Source organism: Plantibacter sp. MPB07 (assembly GCF_046619465.1).
Classification (GTDB): Bacteria; Actinomycetota; Actinomycetes; order Actinomycetales; family Microbacteriaceae; genus Plantibacter; species Plantibacter auratus.
Map to the genome: position 1 here is coordinate 2,885,897 of NZ_CP177043.1, position 19,475 is coordinate 2,905,371.

The following is a 19,475-nucleotide window of genomic DNA, read 5'->3' on the forward strand; positions in this document are numbered from 1 at the left end:
GCGAAGCGGATTCCCTCACTCCGGCACGCGCGCAGGCAGCGACAGCTCGAAGCGGCTGCCCTCGCCGAGGGCGCTCTGCGCGACGAGCGTACCGCCCAACGCCTCAGCGAGGCCGCGGGCGATCGAGAGACCGAGGCCGGTGCTCTGCCCGGCGCGGACCCGAGACGGCTCGCCGCGCCAGAGCCGGTCGAAGACCCGCGGCAGGTCTGCCGGGGCGATGCCCTCGCCGGTGTCGACGACCACGATCCGCACCAGGTCGTCAGCGGTCACCGCTTCGAGGTCGACACGACCGCCCGGCGGCGTGTGGCGCAGAGCGTTCGAGAGCAGATTGTCGAGGATCTGCCGCAGCCGCGCAGGATCGGTCTCGAGCGGCAACGGCCCCGAGAGCTCGACGTGCAACGCGATGTCCGTGCTCGCCGCCTGCGCTCGGTACGCTTCGCCGAGCTCTCGCACGATCACCGCCGCGTCGCACGCCCTGCGCTCCAGCACGAGGTCGCCGGCCTCCGCGAGCGCGAGGAGCTGCAGGTCCCCGGTGATCCGCTCCATCCGCCCGGCCTCGTCGAGCACGAGCCGGCGGAGTGCCGCATCGTCGAGACCGAGACCGTCGTCAGCCGCCTCGACCCATCCGCGGATGTTCGTGAGCGGGCTGCGCAGTTCGTGGGCGATGTCGCCGAGTAGCCGTCGCCGTGACGCTTCGTGTCCAGCGATCTCACCGGACATGCGGTCGAACGCGGCGCCGACGCCGGCGAGGTCATCGCGAGCGGGCAACGCCGCGCGGGCCTCACGATCGCCCGCGCTGAACCGATCGACCGCGGTCTCGAGTCGGCGGGCACTACGGAGGGTCGGCACGACGATGAGCGCCGCGGCCACCGCCAGGAGTGCGAGCAGCACCACGACGAACACGCCCACGCGGGCGATCGATCCAGGACTCGCGTCGAGCGGGCCCTGCGCGTCACCTCGCTGGTCGGTGAGCACCACGTTCACGGCAGGCGCCGTCGTCGCCCGAGCCTGGTCGATGCGCGCCTGCAGCAGGCACCCGTCAGCCGGGTCGTCGCCGGTCGGGACGGTGCGCAACGCGAGCTGCGCAGGGGCGCTCGACGGAGACAGATCGAGTTCGACGTCGGTGACCAGCGGCGCGTTCGCGGCGAGCAGGCAGGCGTTCGTGCGATCACGGAGCTCGTCGAGGGCGACCCGCTCGCTCGGCAGCGGGGTGTTCAAGGCGGCACGGCCACAGTCCGGTGCATCGTCGTACCCGTTGACCACGGGGCGGCCGCTCCCCCACACGCCGGTGTCGACGACCGCATCGCCCAGGCACGCCACCACGGCGGCGGCCTGCCCGGTGAGCTGGTCACGTTGCGCATCGTCGAGCGAGAACGGCCCGCTGATGCCGTCGGGCAGACGCAGTTCGGATGTCACCGGGTCCCCGAGGGGTTCGAGCGGGTCGAGCAATCGGGTGGAGGCCGCCGGACGGGGCAGCTCGGGCGCCGTGTCGGCGATCACCGTTCCGGCACCGTCGACCACGGCGATGCGACGCCCGGTCTCCTGGCTGAGCAGCAGCAGCGTGGACCCGACCTCGCTCCAGCCGTCGTGGCGTCCGGCCCACGTCCTGAGCGCATCCAGCACCTGCTCGTCTCGGACGAGATCGGCACCGGACGCCTGCTCGTCGTACCGGTACTCCGAGGTCTGAGCCAGCCAGACCGTACCGCCGGCCGAGGCGAGCACGAGCAGCAGTCCAGCCGCGAGATAGCGCGCGAGCAGCCGTGGCACGCGTCGGGGCCCAGCGGTACCCGCTCTTCTGCTGTTGCTCATGTCGTCGGCCATGCTCTCATCACTTTCCATCCCGGACCGCATCCGCGCACCCGCGCACCGTCGGACCCGCTCAGGTCGCGGAGAGCGCCGCGGTCGGTGATTGGCGGGCGGCGCGGATGGACGGTGCGAGTCCGGCGACGGCGCCCGTCACCAGCGCGGCGCTCATGCCGGACAGGATCGTCTCGACCGGAACGACCAGCGGCCAGCCCTGCAGACCGCTCCAGGCCGCGGTCCCGAGGAGACCGAGCACGACTCCGGATACGCCACCCACCGCGCAGAGCAGGATGGCCTCCACGAGGAACTGCGCCTGGATCTGACCACGGTGGGCGCCGAGCGCTCGTCGCAATCCGATCTCCCGGCGACGCTCGAGCACGGAGACGAACATCGTGTTCGCGATGCCGATGCCTCCGATCACGAGTGCGACTGCGGCGAGCGCGAGGAAGAGTCCATCGAAGCTGGACCGGGCAGCAGCCTTCGCGGCGAGCACGGCCGACGGCTGGCTCACCTGCACGAGTCCGCTCGCCCCCGGGGAGAGGGTTGCGGCGACGACCGGCCGCAAGGCGTCGATCGACGCCTCGACACCCGTGACGTAGGCGACCGTCGGTGCGCCGTCGAAGCTCAGCCAGCGCCGCGCGGCAGCATCGTCGACGAGGACCGCCGACTGCACGTCGGCGGAGAGCGGCGTCGCTGCGAGCACGCCGATCACGGTGAACGCGACGCCGTCGACGTCGATCGTGACCGGCCGATCGGGGAGCTGCGACAGGCCGAGCCGATCAGCGGCGTCGATGCCGAGCACGGCCGTCGGCAGGTCGCTGCCGTCGAGCCAGCGGCCGGAGGTCACGTCCGTTCGCAGCACCTCGCGAAGATCACCGCGGACCGCGAGTGTGGTCAGCCCGGTCTCCGGGTATCCGCGGAGCTCGTTGCTGCGGACGGGGGCGTGGGCGTTGCCGACCGTGGCGGCATCCTTCACGGTTCCGATGCGCTGCAGCATGCCGAGTGCCTCGGCCGGAAGCGGCACGGGGGTTCCGTCTGCGCCTGCGCGAGGGTCGGCTCGCAGCAGGTCCGCTCCGAGCGCCGTGAGCTGTTGATCGAGCGCGGCCTGGGAGGACGCGGGCACGGCGGTGACGGTCACCAGTGTCGCGATGCCGATGGCGATCCCGATGGTCGAGAGCACGGCGCGAAGCGGTCGGGTGCGAAGCCCGACCGTGCCGACGGCGAGCAGATCCCGGGGGTCGAGACGTCTGCGACGCTCACGCATGCGGCACCGCCCTGGTGTCGGTCCGGGTGTCGGTGATGATGCGGCCGTCCCGCAGCTCGATGCGTCGTGGCAGTCGTGCGGCGAGCTCGACGTCATGGGTGATGACGACGACGGTGGTGCCCTCGTCGTGCAGTCGCTCGAGGAGGCTGAGCACGCGTTCGCCGTTCGCCGTGTCGAGGGCGCCGGTGGGTTCGTCGGCGAGGACGACGAGCGGGTCGGTCACGATCGCCCGGGCGATGGCGACCCGCTGTCGTTCACCGCCGGAGAGGTCCTGTGCCGCGTGCCCGATGCGGTGCTCGAGTCCCACGCGCTCGAGTGCCGCGCGGGCGAGGTCACGGCGCTCCCGCCTCGGAACGCCGCTGTAGAGCAGCGCCATTGCGACGTTCTGTTCTGCGGTCACGCCGTCGGTCAGATGGAAACCCTGGAAGACGAACCCGATCGAGCTCCCGCGCAAGGTGGACAGCGCGCGATCCGCGAGGTCGAGGGTGTCGGTGCCGCCGATGCGGACCACGCCGGCCGTGGGACGGTCGAGGGTGCCGAGGACGTTGAGCAACGTCGACTTGCCTGCGCCGGATCGTCCGACGATCGCGGTGAGTTCTCCCGGATCGATCTGCAACGAGACGTCGTCGAGTGCAGCGACTCCGCCGGGGTGGACGCGGCTGACGTGCTCGAGCTCGAGTGCCGGCGTCGTCATCGTGCAGACACCACCGTCATGCCGGCGTCGATCCCTGCACCGCTGACCTCGACCCGGTCGTCTGCGATGAGGCCGATCTCGACACCGTGGAGTCGGCCGCGGTCGTCCTGCAGCGCGTAGCCGCCTTCGGCGAGCGCCACGAGCGCGGCGACGGGCACGATCAGCACGTCCGGCACGGATCTCGTGACGACCCGAACGGTCACGGCGGCAGCGTCGACGCCCGCGAGTGCAGCCTGATCGTCGATCGCGACGAACGCGCGGACCTTCGCGTCGGCTCCTTCCCCGGTCGTGGTCACCGTGACGATGGACCCGCCGACGGCGCGCCCGTCGGGCAGTTCGATCGTCGCTTTCGCGCCGACCCCGATGACTCCCGCGTCCTGCGCCGGGATCGACGCATCGACGACGCGTGTCGTTGGCGTGACCGAGAACGGCTGACCGCCCGCCGCGTCGCCGAGGCGTGCCGTCACTGCGGCGATGCGACTCGGCGCACTCAAGACGACCACGTCGGCGGGGGCCAGCGTGCCGGTGCACTCCAGGCCGAGCGATTCCTGCCAGTCCCTGACAGCCTCCGTGAACTCCCACCCGGTCTCGAAGGTCTCCGGATCACTGCGGCTGAGATGTCCGAGGTCCATCAGGTTCGAAGCGACCATACTCACGTCCGCCCCCTCCATCCCCGAGCCGTCGATCGCGCGATAGAGCGGAAGCGCTCCGATCAGCACCGGTACCGGTCGCTCGTTCGCGCGCAGTGCCACGGATCCCCGATCGAGTGTCGCGCCGACGTCGGGCAACCCGGTGATGATGCCGTCGGCCTTCGTCGTCACGGGGACCGCGGTACCGAAGCCGACGGTGCCGTCGAGGCGAGCGGTCTGCACGAGCTCACCCCGCTCGACGACCGCGGTGGCCGGCGCGGCGGTCTGCTCGACCGGGGCTGCGTCGGCCACGGGCCGGAGGAGCAGGGCGGCTCCTCCGGCCCCCGCCGCGAGGACGGCACAGAGCACGAGCGATCCGACGAGCGCGGTGCGGCGACGCGACCGGGTCATTCGGCGCTCCCCTCCGATGCGGACACCATGCAGGCGTCCACGTACTGCATCCCCAGTGAGATCGAGGTGGTGTCGTTGGCCTCGCCACCGAAGGCGAGGTTGATCCGGCCGAACGCATCCGGCTCGGTGATCTCGACCTCGCGGACACCGCGTTCGTGCAGGCAGTCCACCACGCGCTGCGCGAACCGCAGGGCGTCCGGGTTCTGAGCGTCGAGCTCCCACGGCGGCAAGGGCGCCACGCGCTGGCAGAGCGCCTCGGCCTCGGCGAACCCCGCGAGATCCTCTGCGACGCCGCCGGTAACCGCGTCTCCATCACCGCCCGTCGGAGCGTCCGGCGTCGCCGGGCTGTGGTCTGCGAGACAGCGGTCCCGTGGCTTCCACGCGTCGGCCTCCTCCTCATCCGACATGTCGAGACGCAGACGCACGGGCTCGCCGTACTTCGCGACGAGCGGGTCGGCGACCTCGGTGGGCGTCGGAGCGGCGGTCTCCAACGTCGCGATGCCTCCGTCTCCGGACTGATCGGCGGAGGGTGCGGCGCAAGCGGTGAGTGCCGCCAGGAGCGCCAGGGCACCCGCGGCGGCGGTCAGGGATCGGTGGCTGATGCGTGTCACGGTTCCTCCTCGTGTCGTGAGCGGCTGTGACCCACGCTCGCCGAGGGATGTGAAGGACTTGTGAGCGATCGGTCCGGAGCCCGACCGCGCGCCGAGCCCGTGCCTAGGATCGGATCGTGACCAGAGTCTTGATCGTCGAGGACGATGCCCTGCAGTCGGAGCTCGTCCGCCGTTACCTCGAACGGGAGGGGCACGACGTGACCGTCCTGGCCGACGGCGCCGAAGCGCTCTCCGAGGTGCGTCGCTCCGCGCCCGACCTGCTCGTCCTCGACGTCATGCTCCCCGGGGCCGACGGCCTCACGGTCTGCCGCAGGCTTCGCGAGGAGCAGTTCGACCTCCCGATCCTGCTCCTCACCGCACGCTCCACCGAGAACGACCTGCTACTCGGGCTCGAACTCGGTGCCGACGACTACCTCGCGAAGCCCTACAGCCCCCGCGAACTCGTCGCCCGGGTCCGAGCGCTGTTGCGACGAGCCCGCCGCACGGTGCCGGCCTCGACGGTCATCACCGTCGGAGACCTCGAGATCGACCCGGACCGGCATCGAGCCACCCTCGCGGATCGGCTGCTCGACCTCACGCGTGCCGAGTTCGACCTCCTCGAGGAGTTCGCCCTGCATCCCGGCATCGTCCTCAGCCGTGCCCGCCTGCTCGATCGTCTCCACGGGACCGACCGCTGGATCGGAGGCCGCACCATCGACACCCACGTGAAGAACCTCCGGGCCAAGATCGAGTCCGATCCACAGCAGCCCACCCGCCTCGTCACCGTCTACGGGGTCGGGTACGCCCTCCACGCGGGCTGAGCGAGGCCCGGACGCCTCGCGAGGCTGGCTCAGGTCAGGACAGGCAGTGCCCAGAAGCTCAGCACGGCACCCGAGACGAGCACCAGCCCGGCAGCACACACGAGGCCCGCGCTGATCCTCCTGGCGAGACCGAGACGTCGACGCAGGCCGGAGACGGTCTCGACGTGCATCGCGAGTTCTCCTGCGAAACGACGGCTCAGGGCGTCGTCCGCCGGTGTGGTCGGAGCGGCGGTCGTCGGCTCGGACAGCCGCTCCACGGCGCGGGCAGAGGCGTCGATCCGCAGCTGCACCGCTCCCGCGACCTGGTGGGCCACGACTCCGACAGCCAAGAGCGACGCCCCGAGCGAGATCACGATGACCGGCAGGGTCTGCGCCAGCTCCTCCTCGGAGTAGTCGTCCAGTGGGCCCACCGCCGCCGCCGTTGCGACGAGACCGACGCCCAACACGGCCAGGAGCACGACCAGCGCTCCGGGCCAGGTGGAGAGCGGCTCATCGACGAGTTTCCGGAAGCCCTGGATGTTCTGCGTCTGCTCCATGCACCGAACCTACCCGCCCCGGTGACACCGAGCAGCGCGGATCATCAGGTCATGAAGACGAGGACGGGCACGGTGACGACCAGTCCCGACACGGACGATCGCGGTCGACGAGTCGTCCCACGCGTCAAAGGCGCCCTCGGCTCAGGTGTTGTTGAGGACGAGGTCGTGGATGTCGCGGCTGCGCAGGACGTTCGCCGCGTAGCGTTCGGCGAGCGGTCCGGTCACGGGTTCGCTGACGATGAGGGGGACGAGTTGTTCATAGCGACCGCCGTGCGAGCGCAGTGCGCTGTGGAGCTGCGTGAGATCGTGCGCGGAAGCAGTGCGGCCGAGCGCGGTGTCGGCCGCGGCGGTGACGGCGAGGTCGCCGATGCGATCGAAGGGATGCTCGTAGATCGTGGCTGAGGCCTCGCGGTCCCAGACCTCCTCGATGCCCGGGATCGCGGTGAGCGCCCGGCGAGCGCGTTCGCGGTCGGCGTCGTCGAGGTAGATCCACGCGAACGAACCGAGCGCACCGTGGTGCTTGGTGTACGGGTCGGTGATCGGGAGCACGACCTCGTCGATGGCGACGCCCGCGTCGCGCAGCGCGTCTTCGAGGTAGATCACGCGTGCTTCGCCGGCCTCGTCGTGCTTGCTGTTCATGCCGTGGTCTGCGGTGATCGCGATGAGGCAACCCGCATCGAAGTACTCGCCGAGCAGTCGGTCGAACTCGATGAAGAACTCATCGGCGAGTTCTTCACCTGGGGCGGATGCATGCTGCACGCGGTCGGTGAGGGAGACGAAGATCAGCTTCAACTGCGGGGCGTGCTGCAGGGCTGCGAGGCCGATGCGCATCGCGTAATGGCTGGCTCGTGGTTCGTACACGCCGGGTGCGGGCTCACCGACGAGCTGCTCGATGTCCTCGATGCCGTACGCGTCGAGGCCGGCCCCGGCGGCGCGCTCGACGCTGACCGATGGGACGCCTCCGTTCCCGAGCAGGAGGCGCAGCTTGTCCTTGGTGGTCACCATCAGCGTGGGCACACCGGCGGCTTCGAACGCTGCGTGGATGCTCGGTGCCCGCAGGAACCGCGGGTCGTTCAGCAGTTGGAGCGTGCCGTCGGGAAGACGGCAGTAGTTCCCGGGGATGCCGTGGATCGCCGGGGAGACGCCGGTGACGATGGAGATGTTGTTGGGGTTGGTGAGGCTGGGCATCTCGGAGGCACCGAGCGCGAACGAGCCTCCGGCGGCGAGCATCGCGGCCAGGCGCGGCATGATGTCCCGTCTGAGCGCGTCGTCGAAGTAGCGCGGGTCACCGCCGTCGACGGTGAAGACGACGACGGTGCGTTCAGGGATCGTGTACGTGCGGTCGTTGACGGTGACGGTGCTCATGCGGAGCGGCCTTTCTTCAGGTGTTCGAGGAAGAGCTCCTCGATCAGCGGGGGTGTGCGGTGCGGACGTCGGATGAGCGAGATGGCGCGGGCGGGGACCGGAGTCGGGAACTCGATCTCGGCGACAGCGCCTGCCCGCAGGTGGACGTCGACGACGGAGCGGGAGAGACAGGTGATCCCGAGCCCGTGCGAGACCGCGGCGAGGATCGCCGCGGTGCCCGTGAGCGTGCTGTGCTGCGCGGCGGGGATCCGCCACTGGTCGGCGAGCTGCAGCTGATGCTCGCGGGTGCCGGAGCCTCGTTCGCGGAGCAGGAGACGGGTGCCGCGGAGCATCGCCGGGTCGGTCCTCTGGCCGGCCAGGAGATGATCGGGGGAGATGACGATCGCTTGCTCCTCCATCGCGACCGTCTCGCACACGAGCCGAGGATCGTCGCTGCTTCCCGCGATCAGCGCGAACGGCAGCGCACCGTCGATCACCTGCCCGACGATCTGCTCGGTGCGGGCGACGGTGACCTCGACATCCACATCCGGGTACCGCACGAAGAAGCCCGCCAACGCGTGGGGAAGCACATGTTCGGCAGCCGTGGTCGTCGCTCCAGCCCGCAACAGACCGCCGACGGGCGCATCGCGCGCGCGGGCGACACCGTCGAGGAGCTCTTCCGTGCTCGCGAGGAGCGCGCGGCCGTGGTCGACGAGCGCGCGTCCCGCATCGGTGAGTTGGAAGCGCCGTGCCCCTCGTTCGATGAGCGGGGCGGCGACGTCGGTCTCGAGCTGACTCACCGCTGCAGAAACGGACGACTGCGCGAGGTCGAGCTCGCGTGCAGCGGCGGTGACACCGCCGAGATCGACGACGTGGATGAACGTCTGCAGGCGCTGCAGATTCAGGGTCACGCCGAACCCCGCTCCGCCAGGACCGATCCGCGCGCGGCGGGGTCGTCCTGCTGGGCACCGGAGGCGTGCACGTCACGACCGCCCATGATCGCGTTGGCCTCGGCCGAGGTGATCTCGCCTTGCCAGCGAGCGATCACCAGACCGGCGACAGCGTTACCCAGGGAGTTGACCACCGCCCGGCATTCCGACATGAAGCGGTCGATCCCGAGGACGAGCATCGTTCCGGCGATGGGGACGAGACCGGTCGATGCGACCGTCGCGTTCAGCATGACGAAGCCGCCACCGGTGACGCCTCCCGTGCCCTTCGACGAGAGCAGCATGATGACGAGTAGCAACAGTTGTTGTCCCAGGCCGAGGTCGATGCCGAGCGCCTGCGCGATGAAGACCGTCGTGAGAGACAGGTAGATCGAGGTTCCGTCGAGGTTGAAGGAGTAGCCGGCGCTCACGGTGACACCCGCCGTGCCTTTCTCCACGCCGACCCGCTCGAGCTTGCGGATGATCCCTGGCAAGGCGACCTCGGATGAAGACGCTCCGAGCGCGAGCAGCACCTCTTCCCGGAAGTACCGCAGGGTGGACAGCGGGTTCAGGCGAGCGAGGAGCAGGATGCCGCCGAGGACGATGATGAGGAACAGCGCGGACGTCACGTAGAACGTGCCGATGAGTTTGAGCAGGCCTCCGATCACCGCTGCGCCATGGGCACCGACGGTGTACGCCATCGCCCCGAAGACGCCGATCGGTGCGAGGTAGGTGACGAACCGCACGATCGTGAAGAGGACCGTGCCGAGTCGCTCGACGCCGCGGGCGACACCCTTCGCCGGTTCTCCGACGACGGTGAGCGCGATGCCGAACAGCACCGAGAAGACGAGGATCTGCAGGATCGAACCGGTCGCGAAGCTCTCCACGATGTTCGACGGGATCAGCTGGGTGAAGTAGTCCGACCAGTGCATCCCCTTCGCCGCGTCGATCCGCTCTGCAGCTGCCGCGGTGACCTCGAGCGACGCGGGGTCGACTCGCAGATCGGCGCCAGGGCGGACGACGTTGACGGCGACGAGCCCGAAGACCATGGCGATGGTCGTGACGATCTCGAAGTAGATCAGGGAGCGCAGCGCCACCGCGCCGAGCTTGCGCAGGTTGCTGACCGCGGCTACGCCGGCGACGACCATGCAGAAGATGATCGGGCCGAGCAGCATCGTGATCAGCGCGACGAACGTCTCTCCGACCGGTTCGAGCGATGCTCCGAAGTCAGGGGCGAGGAATCCGACGATGATGCCGACGACCATCCCGACGACCACCCAGACGTACAACTGTTGAAACCATCGAGATCGCTTCAGTGACACGGATGCGCGAGACACGGATACCCCCAGAGGAATGGGCCCGAGAGCTTCGGGCCGTTCCTAGGTTCTGCCGCGACGAAGACACCGACGTGTCCGTGGCACAGCTCGCGGCCGAACGAGGGGTGAACACGCAGCCAACCCCTGCTGTCGCCCATCGGCTGAGGCGATGGATCGCACGGTCACCACCGGTACGGAACACGGCTTCGACAGGATCCGGGCACCTTCCCCGATCTGGAGGTCCCGCTCAGGGCGCCGGCACCGCAGCCGCGCCGAGTTGCACCGCCAGCTCCATGGAACGCACACGGGCCGGGGACAAGTCGTAGGGCATGCTCCGGATGGTCTCCGCCGCGCTCTTCACGCGAGAACCCGCTGCGGGCCCGGGGGCGGGCGCCGCGTCGGCCTCCTCGAGCGGGTGCAGCTCGTCCCAGACGTCGAAGAGCGCGTCGTCCTCCTCCCCCTGACCGGACTCCTCCATGACGTGCATGAGCGCGGTCTCGAAGGCATGTCGTTCGGCGGCCACCTGCGCCACCCGCGGGTCGTCGACCGCGACCGTGTCGTCCAGGGCCTCCTCGGCGGCGTCGACCCGGTCGGCTTCCGCTCGCAGTGCCGGATCGGCGGCCAGCGCCACGAAGCGGCCGGCCTGGACGGCGGCGCCGAGCGGACCGAAGACCCGCTCCGTGACCAGCAGGATGTCCAGGTCGTCCTGGCGCAGTGAGCCCTCCGGCGCGCCCTCGAGACGGCCGGAGACGAGGTCGTCGAGCAGTCCCAGTCGACTGCCGAGGGCCCGCATGCGCTGCACCGAGGCCCGCTTCGCTTGCAACTCGGCATCCTGCGCGGCGAGGGTGTCCTCGAGCCGAGCGAGGACACCTGCGACCTCGTCCTCGCCGTCGGCGCCACCCGGTGCGGCGCCGTCGAAGGCGTCGCGGATGTCGTCGAGGGCGATCCCGGCGTCGGCCATACGGCGGATCCAGAGCAACCGGATGATCTCCTCGGAGCCGTACCGGCGGCGGCCGTCGCTGCCCCGTTCGCGCTCGGGGAGCAGGCCGACCTGGTGGTAGTGGCGGATCGTCCGGGGCGTGATGCCGACGAACGCAGCGGCGTCGCCGATCAGGACCTGACGGGGCGGGGTCGGGAACGGGTGCATGGGGCGGACCTCTCGGATCAGGGCGGGATGGGATGTGCTTCAAGCAGACCACATGCCGCTGCGGCAGGAGCAAGCCGCCTCGCCTCAGCCGCGGACTACGGGCGCGACCGGGCCGCTTTCTCGAGGAGACGACCGACGATCGCGAGTTCCCGCCGCGTGAGGCCGTTGAGTGGGCCGTGCAGGAGGACGACGTCGATCATCGACGCCCTGACGGCCCGTCCACGCTCAGACAGGGAGACCATCCGCTGACGGCGATCCGACGAGTGGGGCAGTCGCTCCACGAGCCCTCGCTGCTCGAGTTGTCCGTAGAGGAAGGTCGCGTTGGGAGGGGTGCAGTGCATGCGAGCCGCCAGCTCCTTCATCGCCAGGCTCTCCGCGTCCGGGTCGACCATCCACAACGCATACGCGGTGTTCATGGTGAGGTCGAGCTCGTCGAGCGCAGGCGTCACCGCCTCCGTCGTGCGGGCCGTGACGTCGAACGCCGCCAGGACGGCAGCAGCCATGTCGGCGGTTCTCGGATCCATGGGGTAACCGTACCAGTTCCTTCGACTCTTGAAGTGTTATGGTCTGGATATGATTCAATACTCGAAGCTTCAGACGTCCGCCGATCGGCTCGACTCCCGCGTCATCGCGGTCACCGGAGCCACCTCGGGCGTCGGGTACTTCATCGCCGAGCAGCTCGCCGAGCTCGGGGCGGCGGTCATCGTCATCGGACGCTCCGCGAATCGCGCACTCGCCGCGGTCGAGCTGCTGCCCCATCCTCATCGCCATCGCGTGCTGGTGGCGGACCTCGACGACGTCGACACCGTCCGCTCCGCAGGCGGGCGGTTGGCGGAGCTCGATCGCCTCGACGGGCTTGTACTGAACGCCGGTGTGGTCAGCCCTGATCGAACGCGCCGATCCGGGCCGTTCGGCGTCGAGCACACCATGGGCGTGAACCACCTCGCTCACGCCGAACTCCTTCGCCTTGCTCTCCCGGCGCTCGAGCGGACGCCCGCCGCGCGGGTCATCCACCTGGGCAGCTTCGTCACCGAGAAGTATCCGTTCGACCCGACGGACTGGCTCTCCGTTCGCGACTACCGACCCCGCATCGCGTACACCAACTCCAAACATGCCGTGCAGCTGTTCGGGTTCGAGCTGGCCAGGCGACTCGAGGACCGCGGGCACTCGACCCGGTCGATCGTGGTGCACCCTGGAGCCGCCATCGACGCCCTGACCGTCGACCGGCCCGGAATCCATCAGCGCAGCGCACTCCAGCGTGCCGCAGGCGCCGTCCTCGGACCACTCTTCTCGCGAATCGTCGCCGGCAAACAGCACGCAGCGCAGTCGGCGGTGCTCGCCGTGACCGCTCCCGCCCTCCCGTCCATGGCGTACATCGGTCCAGAACGGCGTGAGGTCGGAATCCCGCGGATCGTGCCCGCACCGCCCATCAGCCTCGATCCGGAACTGGGTGCATTCATCTGGGACGAGACCGAGCGTCTCCTCGGCAGGCCCATCCTCACGGCGCGGGACTGACCCGGCGGCACTGCCCGGAGGTTCGTCGGGTGCTCCCTGCCGGCCAGTGGGCGGCCTGCCGCCGTGATGATGGGGAGCGGTCCCCATCTGCTCGGCGACACGGGACCAGTACTGTTTGGCCATGGGGAATCGCATCACAGTCGTCGGATTGAACCAGTGAGTCTCCGGGGCGCACCGCCAGAGCACGCGGAAGGCGCGACCACAACGCTGCGAGGAACCCCATGATCACGAGCATCGAGATACTCGGCACTGAGGAGCTGCTGCTGCAGCGGAACCCGCGTGCCGCAGCCGTGCACCAGGCGATCGTGGCTCGCGGCCGCGAAGCCGTGATCGCGCTGAACGAACGATTCGACGACCCGTCGGACGACGCGGCCATGAAGCGACTCGACACCGAGCTCGAGACGATCGTCGAGCGGAGCGTCAGTGAGTACGTCCGTCAGGCCAGTGGGCTGTTCAGTGCCGAGGACGTCGACCTGTGGACCACGAAGATCACCCGGGTGCCCGGCACCTACGTCGGACGGGCAGCGGCCGTGGGTGTGCCCGGAGCCCTGCTGCTGATGGAGTCCGTGGAGTCAGCCGAGTCGGACGAGAACACCACCTTCGTCTCACTCGACGACACCCTTGCCAACATCGCGGGGTATTGCCAGTGCGGCTACGCCACGAGCCGCATCGTGCCCAGGCAACTGTGCCGCCTCTGCTCCGGCGGCGTGCTCATCGCGTGGAGGACCGAGGAGGACCAGGTCATCGCGACAGCCCCCAAGGTCCGTTCCGAGCTGCACGCAGTGTTCGAGGAGTTGCTCGACGAGCTCGCCACCATCCACCTCGCGACGGGCGACGCCTCGGCCGAGACCCCTGCGCGCCGTCGAGCGGGCAACGCCGGGATCACCCGGGTGAACGAGACCTATGCCGAGGAGATCGCGATGCTCGACCTCACGCGATGGCGGGAACTCAGCGATCTGAACCAGCTCAGCCAGATCACGGCGGTGACGGCTCACGCGAAGCACTGGTCGCAGTGGGGTCTCGGATCGGCGCGGTTGGCGATGTTGGCGATGCAGAGCGATCCGGAGATCCAGGCACGGATGCGCCGGATCGCCGGCAGCCGGCCCGCTCCGAAGCCCTCGCTGTTCGAGCGGCTCTTCTCCCGACGATGATGTCCGCGACGGCGACGATCGGACCGCGCGCGGCCGCCGTCGGCACCGGTCGCCTCCGCCGACGCAGGTCGGCCACACAGGAAGTGGTGTGACGTGTTCGTCCAGCCGACCCTTCGCGAACCCCGGCCGAGATCGCCACGCACCCGCCGCAGTAGGGCCGGCCGGATCGTCGTGCTCGTCCTCCTCATCGCTATGGCCTGCATCGCAGCGATGATCCTGTACTCCTGTTCGACGATGAAGATCGCCTCTTGGCGGCGAACACGGCACCGTCTCGGCGTACGCGAAGGAATTCACCTACAGCTCCGGCTCGAGCTGCACCCTGTCGGTGGACCTCGACGAGGACATCACGGTCGATGAGACGGCGACGGTCCTGCAGTCACTCGCACCCACCGACCGCTTCGCACCCTGCGACATCAGCACCGTCGAAACGGCCGCCCGTTCGACAGTGTTCGCCGAGAACTGGAACACCATCTCGGACGACGGCTGGGTGTCGGTCGCCGAACACCTGGCCGGACCGGGGCCGATCACGCTGTACTTCGCCACCGACGCCCCCGCCCATCTGGACGCTTCCGAGCGGGGACGGTACACCGACTTCGTCGACCTGCTCCGCCAGCACACGACCGGCGACCGCCTCGAGGACACCGTCGGTCCCGTCCGATGGACCCTGACCTGGGACAGCGGCACCGGCGCCTACAAGGGCGTACGCATCACCACTGACGAGACACCACCCGCTGCACTCGCCGACTTCCTCGAAGCGCTCACCATCCCGTTCCAGGGATCATCGGGCCTGGACAGCATCATCTACACCGTCGCCGACGGCGAAACCACGCTCCACGCCAACCTCAGCAAGCCGGATGACCAGGTCACCGCCGCCATCCAAGCGGCGTTCGCAGTCTCCGGACTCCCCGGCGAGCTCACGATCAACCCGCCAGCAGCCTGAGCCGTCCGAGCCGAACGCGCCGCCAGACCGATTCCGACGAAGAGGCTTCCGCGGGGATCCGGTTGCTGTTACAGTAAGCGCACTTACTACTTGGAGGATTCACATGTGGACGACGAACTACGAGCAGACGACGACGGCCAACGCATCCGCAGTCTGGGACGCGCTCGAGCGGCTGCACTCCGGCACCCCGCTCGGCCCGGCATCGGACAGCTTCGAACTGCATGGGCCGTTCGTCGTCGGGACGACGCTCACCATCACACCGCAGGGGCAAGAACCGATGGAGTCGACGATCGTCGCACTCGTCCCGGAGACCACCTATGCGGACCGGACCCGGTTCGGGGACCTGGAACTGACCTTCCGACACGACCTGCGCCCGACCGCGGACGGCGGGACGACCGTTACGCACACGCTCGCCATCGACGGACCGGGCTCCGACGAGGTGGGACCCGAACTCGGGCCGCAGATCAGCGGTGACTTCCCCGTGGCGATGAGCGAACTGCTCGCCGCAGCAGAGCGCTCGGCCCGGTAATCCGATGGCCGGCGACCTCGACACCCGCTTCCCCGACGCGCAGTCGAGCCTGGGGCTCGCGCTCTGGCGCGCCAGTACCTCCTGGCAGCGCCACATCCGCGCCGCCCTCGCCCCGCACGATCTGACGCACGTCCAGTACGTGCTCCTCGCATCGCTGACCTGGATGGATCGCACCGTGCCGGTGAGCCAACGTGACCTCGCGGCGCACACGGAACTCGATGTGATGATGACCTCGCAAGTCCTCCGTGCACTGGAGACGAAAGGGTACATCCGTCGCGAGCCGCACCCCGAGGACGGACGCGCCAACGCCCTGCACCCCACCGATCGAGGGATCGAGCTGGCGAACCTGGCGACACGAGACGTCGAATCAGCCGACGCCTCCTACTTCGCCGCATTGACTCCGACGCAGCGCGACTCGCTCCTCGCCGTCTTCCAGCACCTCGCCTCGCCGCCGAGCGTCGCGCCCGATCAGCGAACACCCCACGACCCGTCTTCCAGCGAGGAACAGCTGTGATCTCCCGTGTTCAACGAGACTTACCACGCCGTTTCACAACATCGACGACCAGCGCTCCCAAGAGCATCAGCCCGCCCGCGAGTCCCGTGAACACGTAGAAACGAGGCCGCAGGAAGTCCTGCGTCGCAATGGCGTAGGTACAGAAGACGACCAGCGCCAGCCCGAGCACCAGGAAGAGGATCCGCGCCCAGAGATCCATTAGCGTCCGTTCTCTACCCATCCTCGGGTGCCCTCCATGTCGGCCGTGCGGGCGACCACCGCCCTGGTCGCCGTCCAGTATGACGGGTGCTACCGCGAACGGGTCCGGCGGCCGCGGGCCGATGACTGCTTCCAGGATGGAGAGCAGAGTCCGCACTGCCGCCGGACAGTCAAGCCAGCCGTCCGAGCCGAACGCGCCGCCGCTGACCTCGGTCCAGGTGGACGGACTGACCCGGCGGACTATGCGCTTCGGTCAGTCGTCCGGAGCCAGTCCGTGATGGTGACAGCGACGTGGTCGAGGTCGGATTCGAGGAGGAAGTGGCCGCCGTCGACGAGTTCGACGCGAGCGTGAGGAGCGTCGCGGGTGAACGCCGTGGCTCCGGCTGCGGCGAAGATCTCGTCGTTACGACCCCAGATCGCGAGGACCGGTACCTGTGAGGTGCGGAGCCATTCGTGCACCGCGGGGTAGAGGTCCCGGTTGGTGGCGTAGTCGCGGAAGAGCGCCAGCTGCACGTCGTCCTGACCCGGACGGGCGAGGAGCGCGAGGTCGTGCTCCCAGGCATCGGGGTCGACGGTCGTCGTGTCCGGCACGCCGTGGGTGTACTGCCACTCGACGGCTTCCCGGCCGAGGGCTGGACGGAGCGCGTCGCGCGTCTCGGTGCTCCGTTCGGCGGCGTCGGCCCAGATCGGGTCCCAGAAGCTCGGCACGAAGCCTTCGTCGTAGGCGTTGCCGTTCTGGGAGATGACGGCGACGACGGCAGTGGAGTCGTTGAGGGCCAGGCGCCAGCCGACCGGGGCGCCGTAGTCCTGGACGTAGATCGTGTACTGCGTCACGCCGATGGTCGAGAGGAACCGGCCGGTGACCCCTGCGAGGGCCGCGAAGGTGTACTCGAACTCGTCGACCGAGGGGGTGGAGGAGCGACCGAAGCCGATGTGGTCCGGAGCGATGACGCGGTACTCGCCGGCAAGCGCCGGGATGAGGTGCCGGAACATGTGGGAGCTGCTCGGGTACCCGTGGAGGAGCAGGAGCACGGGAGCGTCTGCCGGGCCGGCCTCACGGTAGAAGACGTCGAGCCCGTCGATCGAGACGGTGCGGTGGTGAACGGTGACCATTGCTAACCCCTTTAGATTGTTTTACTGGTTAGCCAGACGGTAGCATGGATCCAGGGCGCCGGCCGGCGCAACAGAACGGAGAACGATGCTTCGCGACGAGGAGCTGCTGCTGGGCCTGTTGAATAGTGCGCCGGTCGTCGAGGGCACCCCGACCGACCGTCTCGAGGGGGCGACCGGACGAGACCTGGCGCGCAGCTGGGGCGGCACGGGATCCGTGGACGAGGTGGCGCGCCTCCGACGTGCGAGACAGGCGCTGCAGACCATGGTCCGTGGAGATGACGGAGGAGCGATCAGAGACCTCGCGGGCATCCTCGACGATGCCGTGCGCACGCCGCGTATCACCCCGGATGGCGTGGTCTGGGAGCTTCAGGTCCCTGACGACGATCGCTTGGTGGCGGGGGTCGTGCTGGCGTGGTCGAGCGTGATCACGGAGTTCCCCGGGCGCCTCCGCGCCTGCGCGAACCACGAGTGCACGCAGTTCCTCGTCGACCACAGTCGACCTGGCACCGCGAAGTGGTGTTCGATGGCGGTCTGCGGCAACCGGATGAAGGCGCGCACGCATGCGCGCCGCGCTCAGAGCTGAGCGGCCCGGCACACGCTCGGATCAGGACGAACGTCGTATTACGGCATCAGTTCGCGGCGGCAACATGAATCCCTCTCAAGCTGACGACCGGCGCACCAGGCTCGTTCCAGCGGAAGAGCACCATATGCCAGAGCCCCGGTAGCTTGCGCGAGGGATCGATCAATCCGTTCGCGCCGCCGGCAAGGAGGCGGTCGCGGACCCTCCACGACGTCGGCGTGCCTCCGGCGGCGGCGAGGTCCTGCCACGGGGCTGTCGCGTCGGCGAGGTCGATGCCTGCCGACTCCAGCGCTCCCACGTCGCGCAGGTCGACGATGCCGGACGCCTCGACATCGACCTCCACGATCTCGCGCGCCGCCGCCCGAGCATCCTGGTGTGCGATCATCGCGGCCTCGACGCCATCGATGGACGAGCTCAGGTAGAGCGTCGGCTCGTTCGCCCGCGAGTAGCGCCCGACGGCACGCGATCCGGCGATCGCGAACTCGCGGAAGCTCGGGTCGATCGCGCGATAGAACGTGCCCCTCAGCGGTGGCGCGAAGGTCAGGTCGATACCGGTCACAACGCAAGCTTCTCACCGCGGAATGTCGCGCGCGACCCGATGTCAGCAGGTGATCGAGGGGTCAGGCGTGGGTTCCGCCGTCGATCCGGATCTCCGTGCCTGTGATGAACGCGCCGTCGGCGCTCGCGAGCATCGCGACGACGCCCGCGACGGCATCGGGTGAGGCGAAGCCTTCACCGAGCATGGGTTGGAGCTTCATCATGAGGCTGTAGTCGACGTCGTCCGGCAGGCCCGGACCCACGCTTTGACCGCTCATGCCCGTCCCGCTGGTCATCCCGGATGAGATGGAGCCCGGCTGGACGGAGGTGAACCGGATGCCATCCTTGGCGTACTCGGCGGCGAGCGCGTGCGTCATCGACTGCACGCCTCCCTTGCTCGCGGCGTACGCGGCCATGTAGGGATGGGCAAAGCCGGCGGATGTGGAGCTGAAGTTCACGACGGCGGCTCCAGTACCCCGCTGCAGGGCTGGAAGGGCCTCGCGGATCATGAGGAACGTCCCGGTGAGGTTGACGCGGATGATCTGTTGGAAGCTCTCCAGGCTGGTCGTCGCCGTGTGGGAGGAACGCAGGATGCCGGCCGCGTTGACGAGGACGTCGAGCCCGCCGAGGATTCCGACGGCCTCCTCCACGCCGCCACGGACCGATCCTTCGTCACCGATGTCGATGACTACCGGATGGAAGCGTTCGAGGTCAGAGCCTGCCTTCGACGCGGTGTCCGCCAGGCCCGTGTCGCTGATGTCCGCGGCGACGACCGTCCCGCCTTCCGCGAGGATCCGCAGGGTCGTCGCCTGTCCGATACCGGAGCCTGCCCCGGTGATGAGGACTCGCCTGTCGTCGTATCTGTTCATGTGTGCCTCCATCGGCGTCGTCGTCCTCGGGATGTTCTGTGGCCGGCC

Annotated in this window: 22 protein-coding genes; 7 read left to right on the forward strand and 15 right to left on the reverse strand. The window is 69.1% G+C overall.

Translation table 11 applies throughout. The features are described from left to right. Positions 1-15: 15 nt before the first annotated feature. The 5 genes from ACLIME_RS13390 to ACLIME_RS13410 form a co-directional block, all read right to left on the reverse strand. On the reverse strand, positions 16-1,809 hold the full coding sequence (locus ACLIME_RS13390) for a sensor histidine kinase (protein ID WP_411557225.1): 1,794 nt from the start codon (positions 1,807-1,809) through the stop codon (positions 16-18). A 70-nt stretch (positions 1,810-1,879) separates the two neighbouring features. Further along, a complete protein-coding gene (locus tag ACLIME_RS13395; protein WP_411557226.1) occupies positions 1,880-3,067 on the reverse strand; it encodes an ABC transporter permease in 1,188 nt (395 codons plus the stop codon). After that, on the reverse strand, positions 3,060-3,761 hold the full coding sequence (locus ACLIME_RS13400; RefSeq protein ID WP_411557227.1) for an ABC transporter ATP-binding protein: 702 nt from the start codon (positions 3,759-3,761) through the stop codon (positions 3,060-3,062). Before ACLIME_RS13400 ends, ACLIME_RS13395 begins: the two co-directional genes overlap by 8 nt. Next, on the reverse strand, positions 3,758-4,801 hold the full coding sequence (locus tag ACLIME_RS13405; protein ID WP_411557228.1) for a hypothetical protein: 1,044 nt from the start codon (positions 4,799-4,801) through the stop codon (positions 3,758-3,760). Before ACLIME_RS13405 ends, ACLIME_RS13400 begins: the two co-directional genes overlap by 4 nt. Beyond that, on the reverse strand, positions 4,798-5,412 hold the full coding sequence (locus tag ACLIME_RS13410) for a hypothetical protein (RefSeq protein ID WP_411557229.1): 615 nt from the start codon (positions 5,410-5,412) through the stop codon (positions 4,798-4,800). The genes ACLIME_RS13405 and ACLIME_RS13410 overlap by 4 nt, the downstream gene beginning before the upstream one ends. A gap of 116 nt (positions 5,413-5,528) precedes the next feature. On the opposite strand from ACLIME_RS13410, the gene ACLIME_RS13415 reads away from it, so the two are divergent. Continuing rightward, positions 5,529-6,212: a response regulator transcription factor gene (locus ACLIME_RS13415; protein WP_411557230.1), complete on the forward strand. Its 684-nt coding sequence runs from the start codon at positions 5,529-5,531 to the stop codon at positions 6,210-6,212. Positions 6,213-6,241: 29 nt separating this feature from the next. Here the strand turns inward: ACLIME_RS13415 and ACLIME_RS13420 are convergent, their stop codons facing one another. From ACLIME_RS13420 to ACLIME_RS13445, 6 genes are all read right to left on the reverse strand, one after another. Beyond that, positions 6,242-6,748 (reverse strand): hypothetical protein, encoded by a 507-nt coding sequence (locus tag ACLIME_RS13420; RefSeq protein ID WP_411557231.1) that lies wholly within the window; start codon positions 6,746-6,748, stop codon positions 6,242-6,244. A 141-nt stretch (positions 6,749-6,889) separates the two neighbouring features. Continuing rightward, entirely contained in the window at positions 6,890-8,113 is a 1,224-nt protein-coding gene (locus ACLIME_RS13425; RefSeq protein WP_411557232.1) for an alkaline phosphatase family protein, read from the reverse strand. After that, complete coding sequence (locus ACLIME_RS13430; protein WP_411557233.1) at positions 8,110-9,003, reverse strand: LysR family transcriptional regulator; 894 nt, start codon at positions 9,001-9,003, stop codon at positions 8,110-8,112. The genes ACLIME_RS13425 and ACLIME_RS13430 overlap by 4 nt, the downstream gene beginning before the upstream one ends. Then, the gene (locus ACLIME_RS13435) at positions 9,000-10,340 is read right to left on the reverse strand and encodes a cation:dicarboxylate symporter family transporter (RefSeq protein ID WP_411557234.1); all 1,341 of its coding nucleotides are present in this window, start codon (positions 10,338-10,340) and stop codon (positions 9,000-9,002) included. The genes ACLIME_RS13430 and ACLIME_RS13435 overlap by 4 nt, the downstream gene beginning before the upstream one ends. Before the next feature lie 241 nt (positions 10,341-10,581). After that, complete coding sequence (locus ACLIME_RS13440; protein WP_411557235.1) at positions 10,582-11,481, reverse strand: MerR family transcriptional regulator; 900 nt, start codon at positions 11,479-11,481, stop codon at positions 10,582-10,584. A gap of 95 nt (positions 11,482-11,576) precedes the next feature. Then, entirely contained in the window at positions 11,577-12,005 is a 429-nt protein-coding gene (locus ACLIME_RS13445; RefSeq protein ID WP_411557236.1) for a MarR family winged helix-turn-helix transcriptional regulator, read from the reverse strand. A gap of 49 nt (positions 12,006-12,054) precedes the next feature. Here ACLIME_RS13445 and ACLIME_RS13450 point away from each other — a divergent pair, with 49 nt between their 5' ends. From ACLIME_RS13450 to ACLIME_RS13470, 5 genes are all read left to right on the forward strand, one after another. Continuing rightward, positions 12,055-12,996, forward strand: a complete 942-nt coding sequence (locus ACLIME_RS13450) for an SDR family NAD(P)-dependent oxidoreductase (RefSeq protein WP_411557237.1) — start codon at positions 12,055-12,057, stop codon at positions 12,994-12,996. A 221-nt stretch (positions 12,997-13,217) separates the two neighbouring features. Beyond that, a complete protein-coding gene (locus tag ACLIME_RS13455; RefSeq protein ID WP_411557238.1) occupies positions 13,218-14,147 on the forward strand; it encodes a hypothetical protein in 930 nt (309 codons plus the stop codon). 325 nt (positions 14,148-14,472) lie between these two features. Next, entirely contained in the window at positions 14,473-15,087 is a 615-nt protein-coding gene (locus ACLIME_RS13460; RefSeq protein WP_411557239.1) for a hypothetical protein, read from the forward strand. A 103-nt stretch (positions 15,088-15,190) separates the two neighbouring features. Continuing rightward, positions 15,191-15,616 (forward strand): polyketide cyclase, encoded by a 426-nt coding sequence (locus ACLIME_RS13465; RefSeq protein ID WP_411557240.1) that lies wholly within the window; start codon positions 15,191-15,193, stop codon positions 15,614-15,616. Positions 15,617-15,620: 4 nt separating this feature from the next. After that, on the forward strand, positions 15,621-16,130 hold the full coding sequence (locus ACLIME_RS13470; protein ID WP_411557241.1) for a MarR family winged helix-turn-helix transcriptional regulator: 510 nt from the start codon (positions 15,621-15,623) through the stop codon (positions 16,128-16,130). 10 nt (positions 16,131-16,140) lie between these two features. Here the strand turns inward: ACLIME_RS13470 and ACLIME_RS13475 are convergent, their stop codons facing one another. Then, positions 16,141-16,329 (reverse strand): hypothetical protein, encoded by a 189-nt coding sequence (locus ACLIME_RS13475; protein WP_411557242.1) that lies wholly within the window; start codon positions 16,327-16,329, stop codon positions 16,141-16,143. A 239-nt stretch (positions 16,330-16,568) separates the two neighbouring features. Continuing rightward, on the reverse strand, positions 16,569-17,441 hold the full coding sequence (locus ACLIME_RS13480; RefSeq protein ID WP_411557243.1) for an alpha/beta fold hydrolase: 873 nt from the start codon (positions 17,439-17,441) through the stop codon (positions 16,569-16,571). 85 nt (positions 17,442-17,526) lie between these two features. On the opposite strand from ACLIME_RS13480, the gene ACLIME_RS13485 reads away from it, so the two are divergent. Further along, positions 17,527-18,024 carry a CGNR zinc finger domain-containing protein gene (locus tag ACLIME_RS13485; RefSeq protein ID WP_124767761.1) on the forward strand — a complete coding sequence of 166 codons (498 nt, stop codon included), beginning with the start codon at positions 17,527-17,529 and terminating at the stop codon, positions 18,022-18,024. A gap of 46 nt (positions 18,025-18,070) precedes the next feature. Here the strand turns inward: ACLIME_RS13485 and ACLIME_RS13490 are convergent, their stop codons facing one another. Continuing rightward, positions 18,071-18,580: an RES family NAD+ phosphorylase gene (locus tag ACLIME_RS13490; RefSeq protein ID WP_411557244.1), complete on the reverse strand. Its 510-nt coding sequence runs from the start codon at positions 18,578-18,580 to the stop codon at positions 18,071-18,073. 61 nt (positions 18,581-18,641) lie between these two features. Then, on the reverse strand, positions 18,642-19,427 hold the full coding sequence (locus tag ACLIME_RS13495) for an SDR family NAD(P)-dependent oxidoreductase (RefSeq protein WP_411557245.1): 786 nt from the start codon (positions 19,425-19,427) through the stop codon (positions 18,642-18,644). Between the last annotated feature and the right edge of the window lie 48 nt (positions 19,428-19,475).

Excerpts from the sequence above, each read along its gene's own strand:
- ACLIME_RS13390 (WP_411557225.1), bottom strand. The coding sequence starts at position 1,809 with ATGAGCAACAGCAGAAGAGCGGGTACCGCTGGGCCCCGACGCGTGCCA.
- ACLIME_RS13395 (WP_411557226.1), bottom strand. The coding sequence starts at position 3,067 with ATGCGTGAGCGTCGCAGACGTCTCGACCCCCGGGATCTGCTCGCCGTC.
- ACLIME_RS13400 (WP_411557227.1), bottom strand. The coding sequence starts at position 3,761 with ATGACGACGCCGGCACTCGAGCTCGAGCACGTCAGCCGCGTCCACCCC.
- ACLIME_RS13405 (WP_411557228.1), bottom strand. The coding sequence starts at position 4,801 with ATGACCCGGTCGCGTCGCCGCACCGCGCTCGTCGGATCGCTCGTGCTC.
- ACLIME_RS13420 (WP_411557231.1), bottom strand. The coding sequence starts at position 6,748 with ATGGAGCAGACGCAGAACATCCAGGGCTTCCGGAAACTCGTCGATGAG.
- ACLIME_RS13425 (WP_411557232.1), bottom strand. The coding sequence starts at position 8,113 with ATGAGCACCGTCACCGTCAACGACCGCACGTACACGATCCCTGAACGC.
- ACLIME_RS13440 (WP_411557235.1), bottom strand. The coding sequence starts at position 11,481 with ATGCACCCGTTCCCGACCCCGCCCCGTCAGGTCCTGATCGGCGACGCC.
- ACLIME_RS13445 (WP_411557236.1), bottom strand. The coding sequence starts at position 12,005 with ATGGATCCGAGAACCGCCGACATGGCTGCTGCCGTCCTGGCGGCGTTC.
- ACLIME_RS13450 (WP_411557237.1), top strand. The coding sequence starts at position 12,055 with ATGATTCAATACTCGAAGCTTCAGACGTCCGCCGATCGGCTCGACTCC.
- ACLIME_RS13455 (WP_411557238.1), top strand. The coding sequence starts at position 13,218 with ATGATCACGAGCATCGAGATACTCGGCACTGAGGAGCTGCTGCTGCAG.
- ACLIME_RS13465 (WP_411557240.1), top strand. The coding sequence starts at position 15,191 with ATGTGGACGACGAACTACGAGCAGACGACGACGGCCAACGCATCCGCA.
- ACLIME_RS13470 (WP_411557241.1), top strand. The coding sequence starts at position 15,621 with ATGGCCGGCGACCTCGACACCCGCTTCCCCGACGCGCAGTCGAGCCTG.
- ACLIME_RS13475 (WP_411557242.1), bottom strand. The coding sequence starts at position 16,329 with ATGGATCTCTGGGCGCGGATCCTCTTCCTGGTGCTCGGGCTGGCGCTG.
- ACLIME_RS13480 (WP_411557243.1), bottom strand. The coding sequence starts at position 17,441 with ATGGTCACCGTTCACCACCGCACCGTCTCGATCGACGGGCTCGACGTC.
- ACLIME_RS13485 (WP_124767761.1), top strand. The coding sequence starts at position 17,527 with ATGCTTCGCGACGAGGAGCTGCTGCTGGGCCTGTTGAATAGTGCGCCG.
- ACLIME_RS13495 (WP_411557245.1), bottom strand. The coding sequence starts at position 19,427 with ATGAACAGATACGACGACAGGCGAGTCCTCATCACCGGGGCAGGCTCC.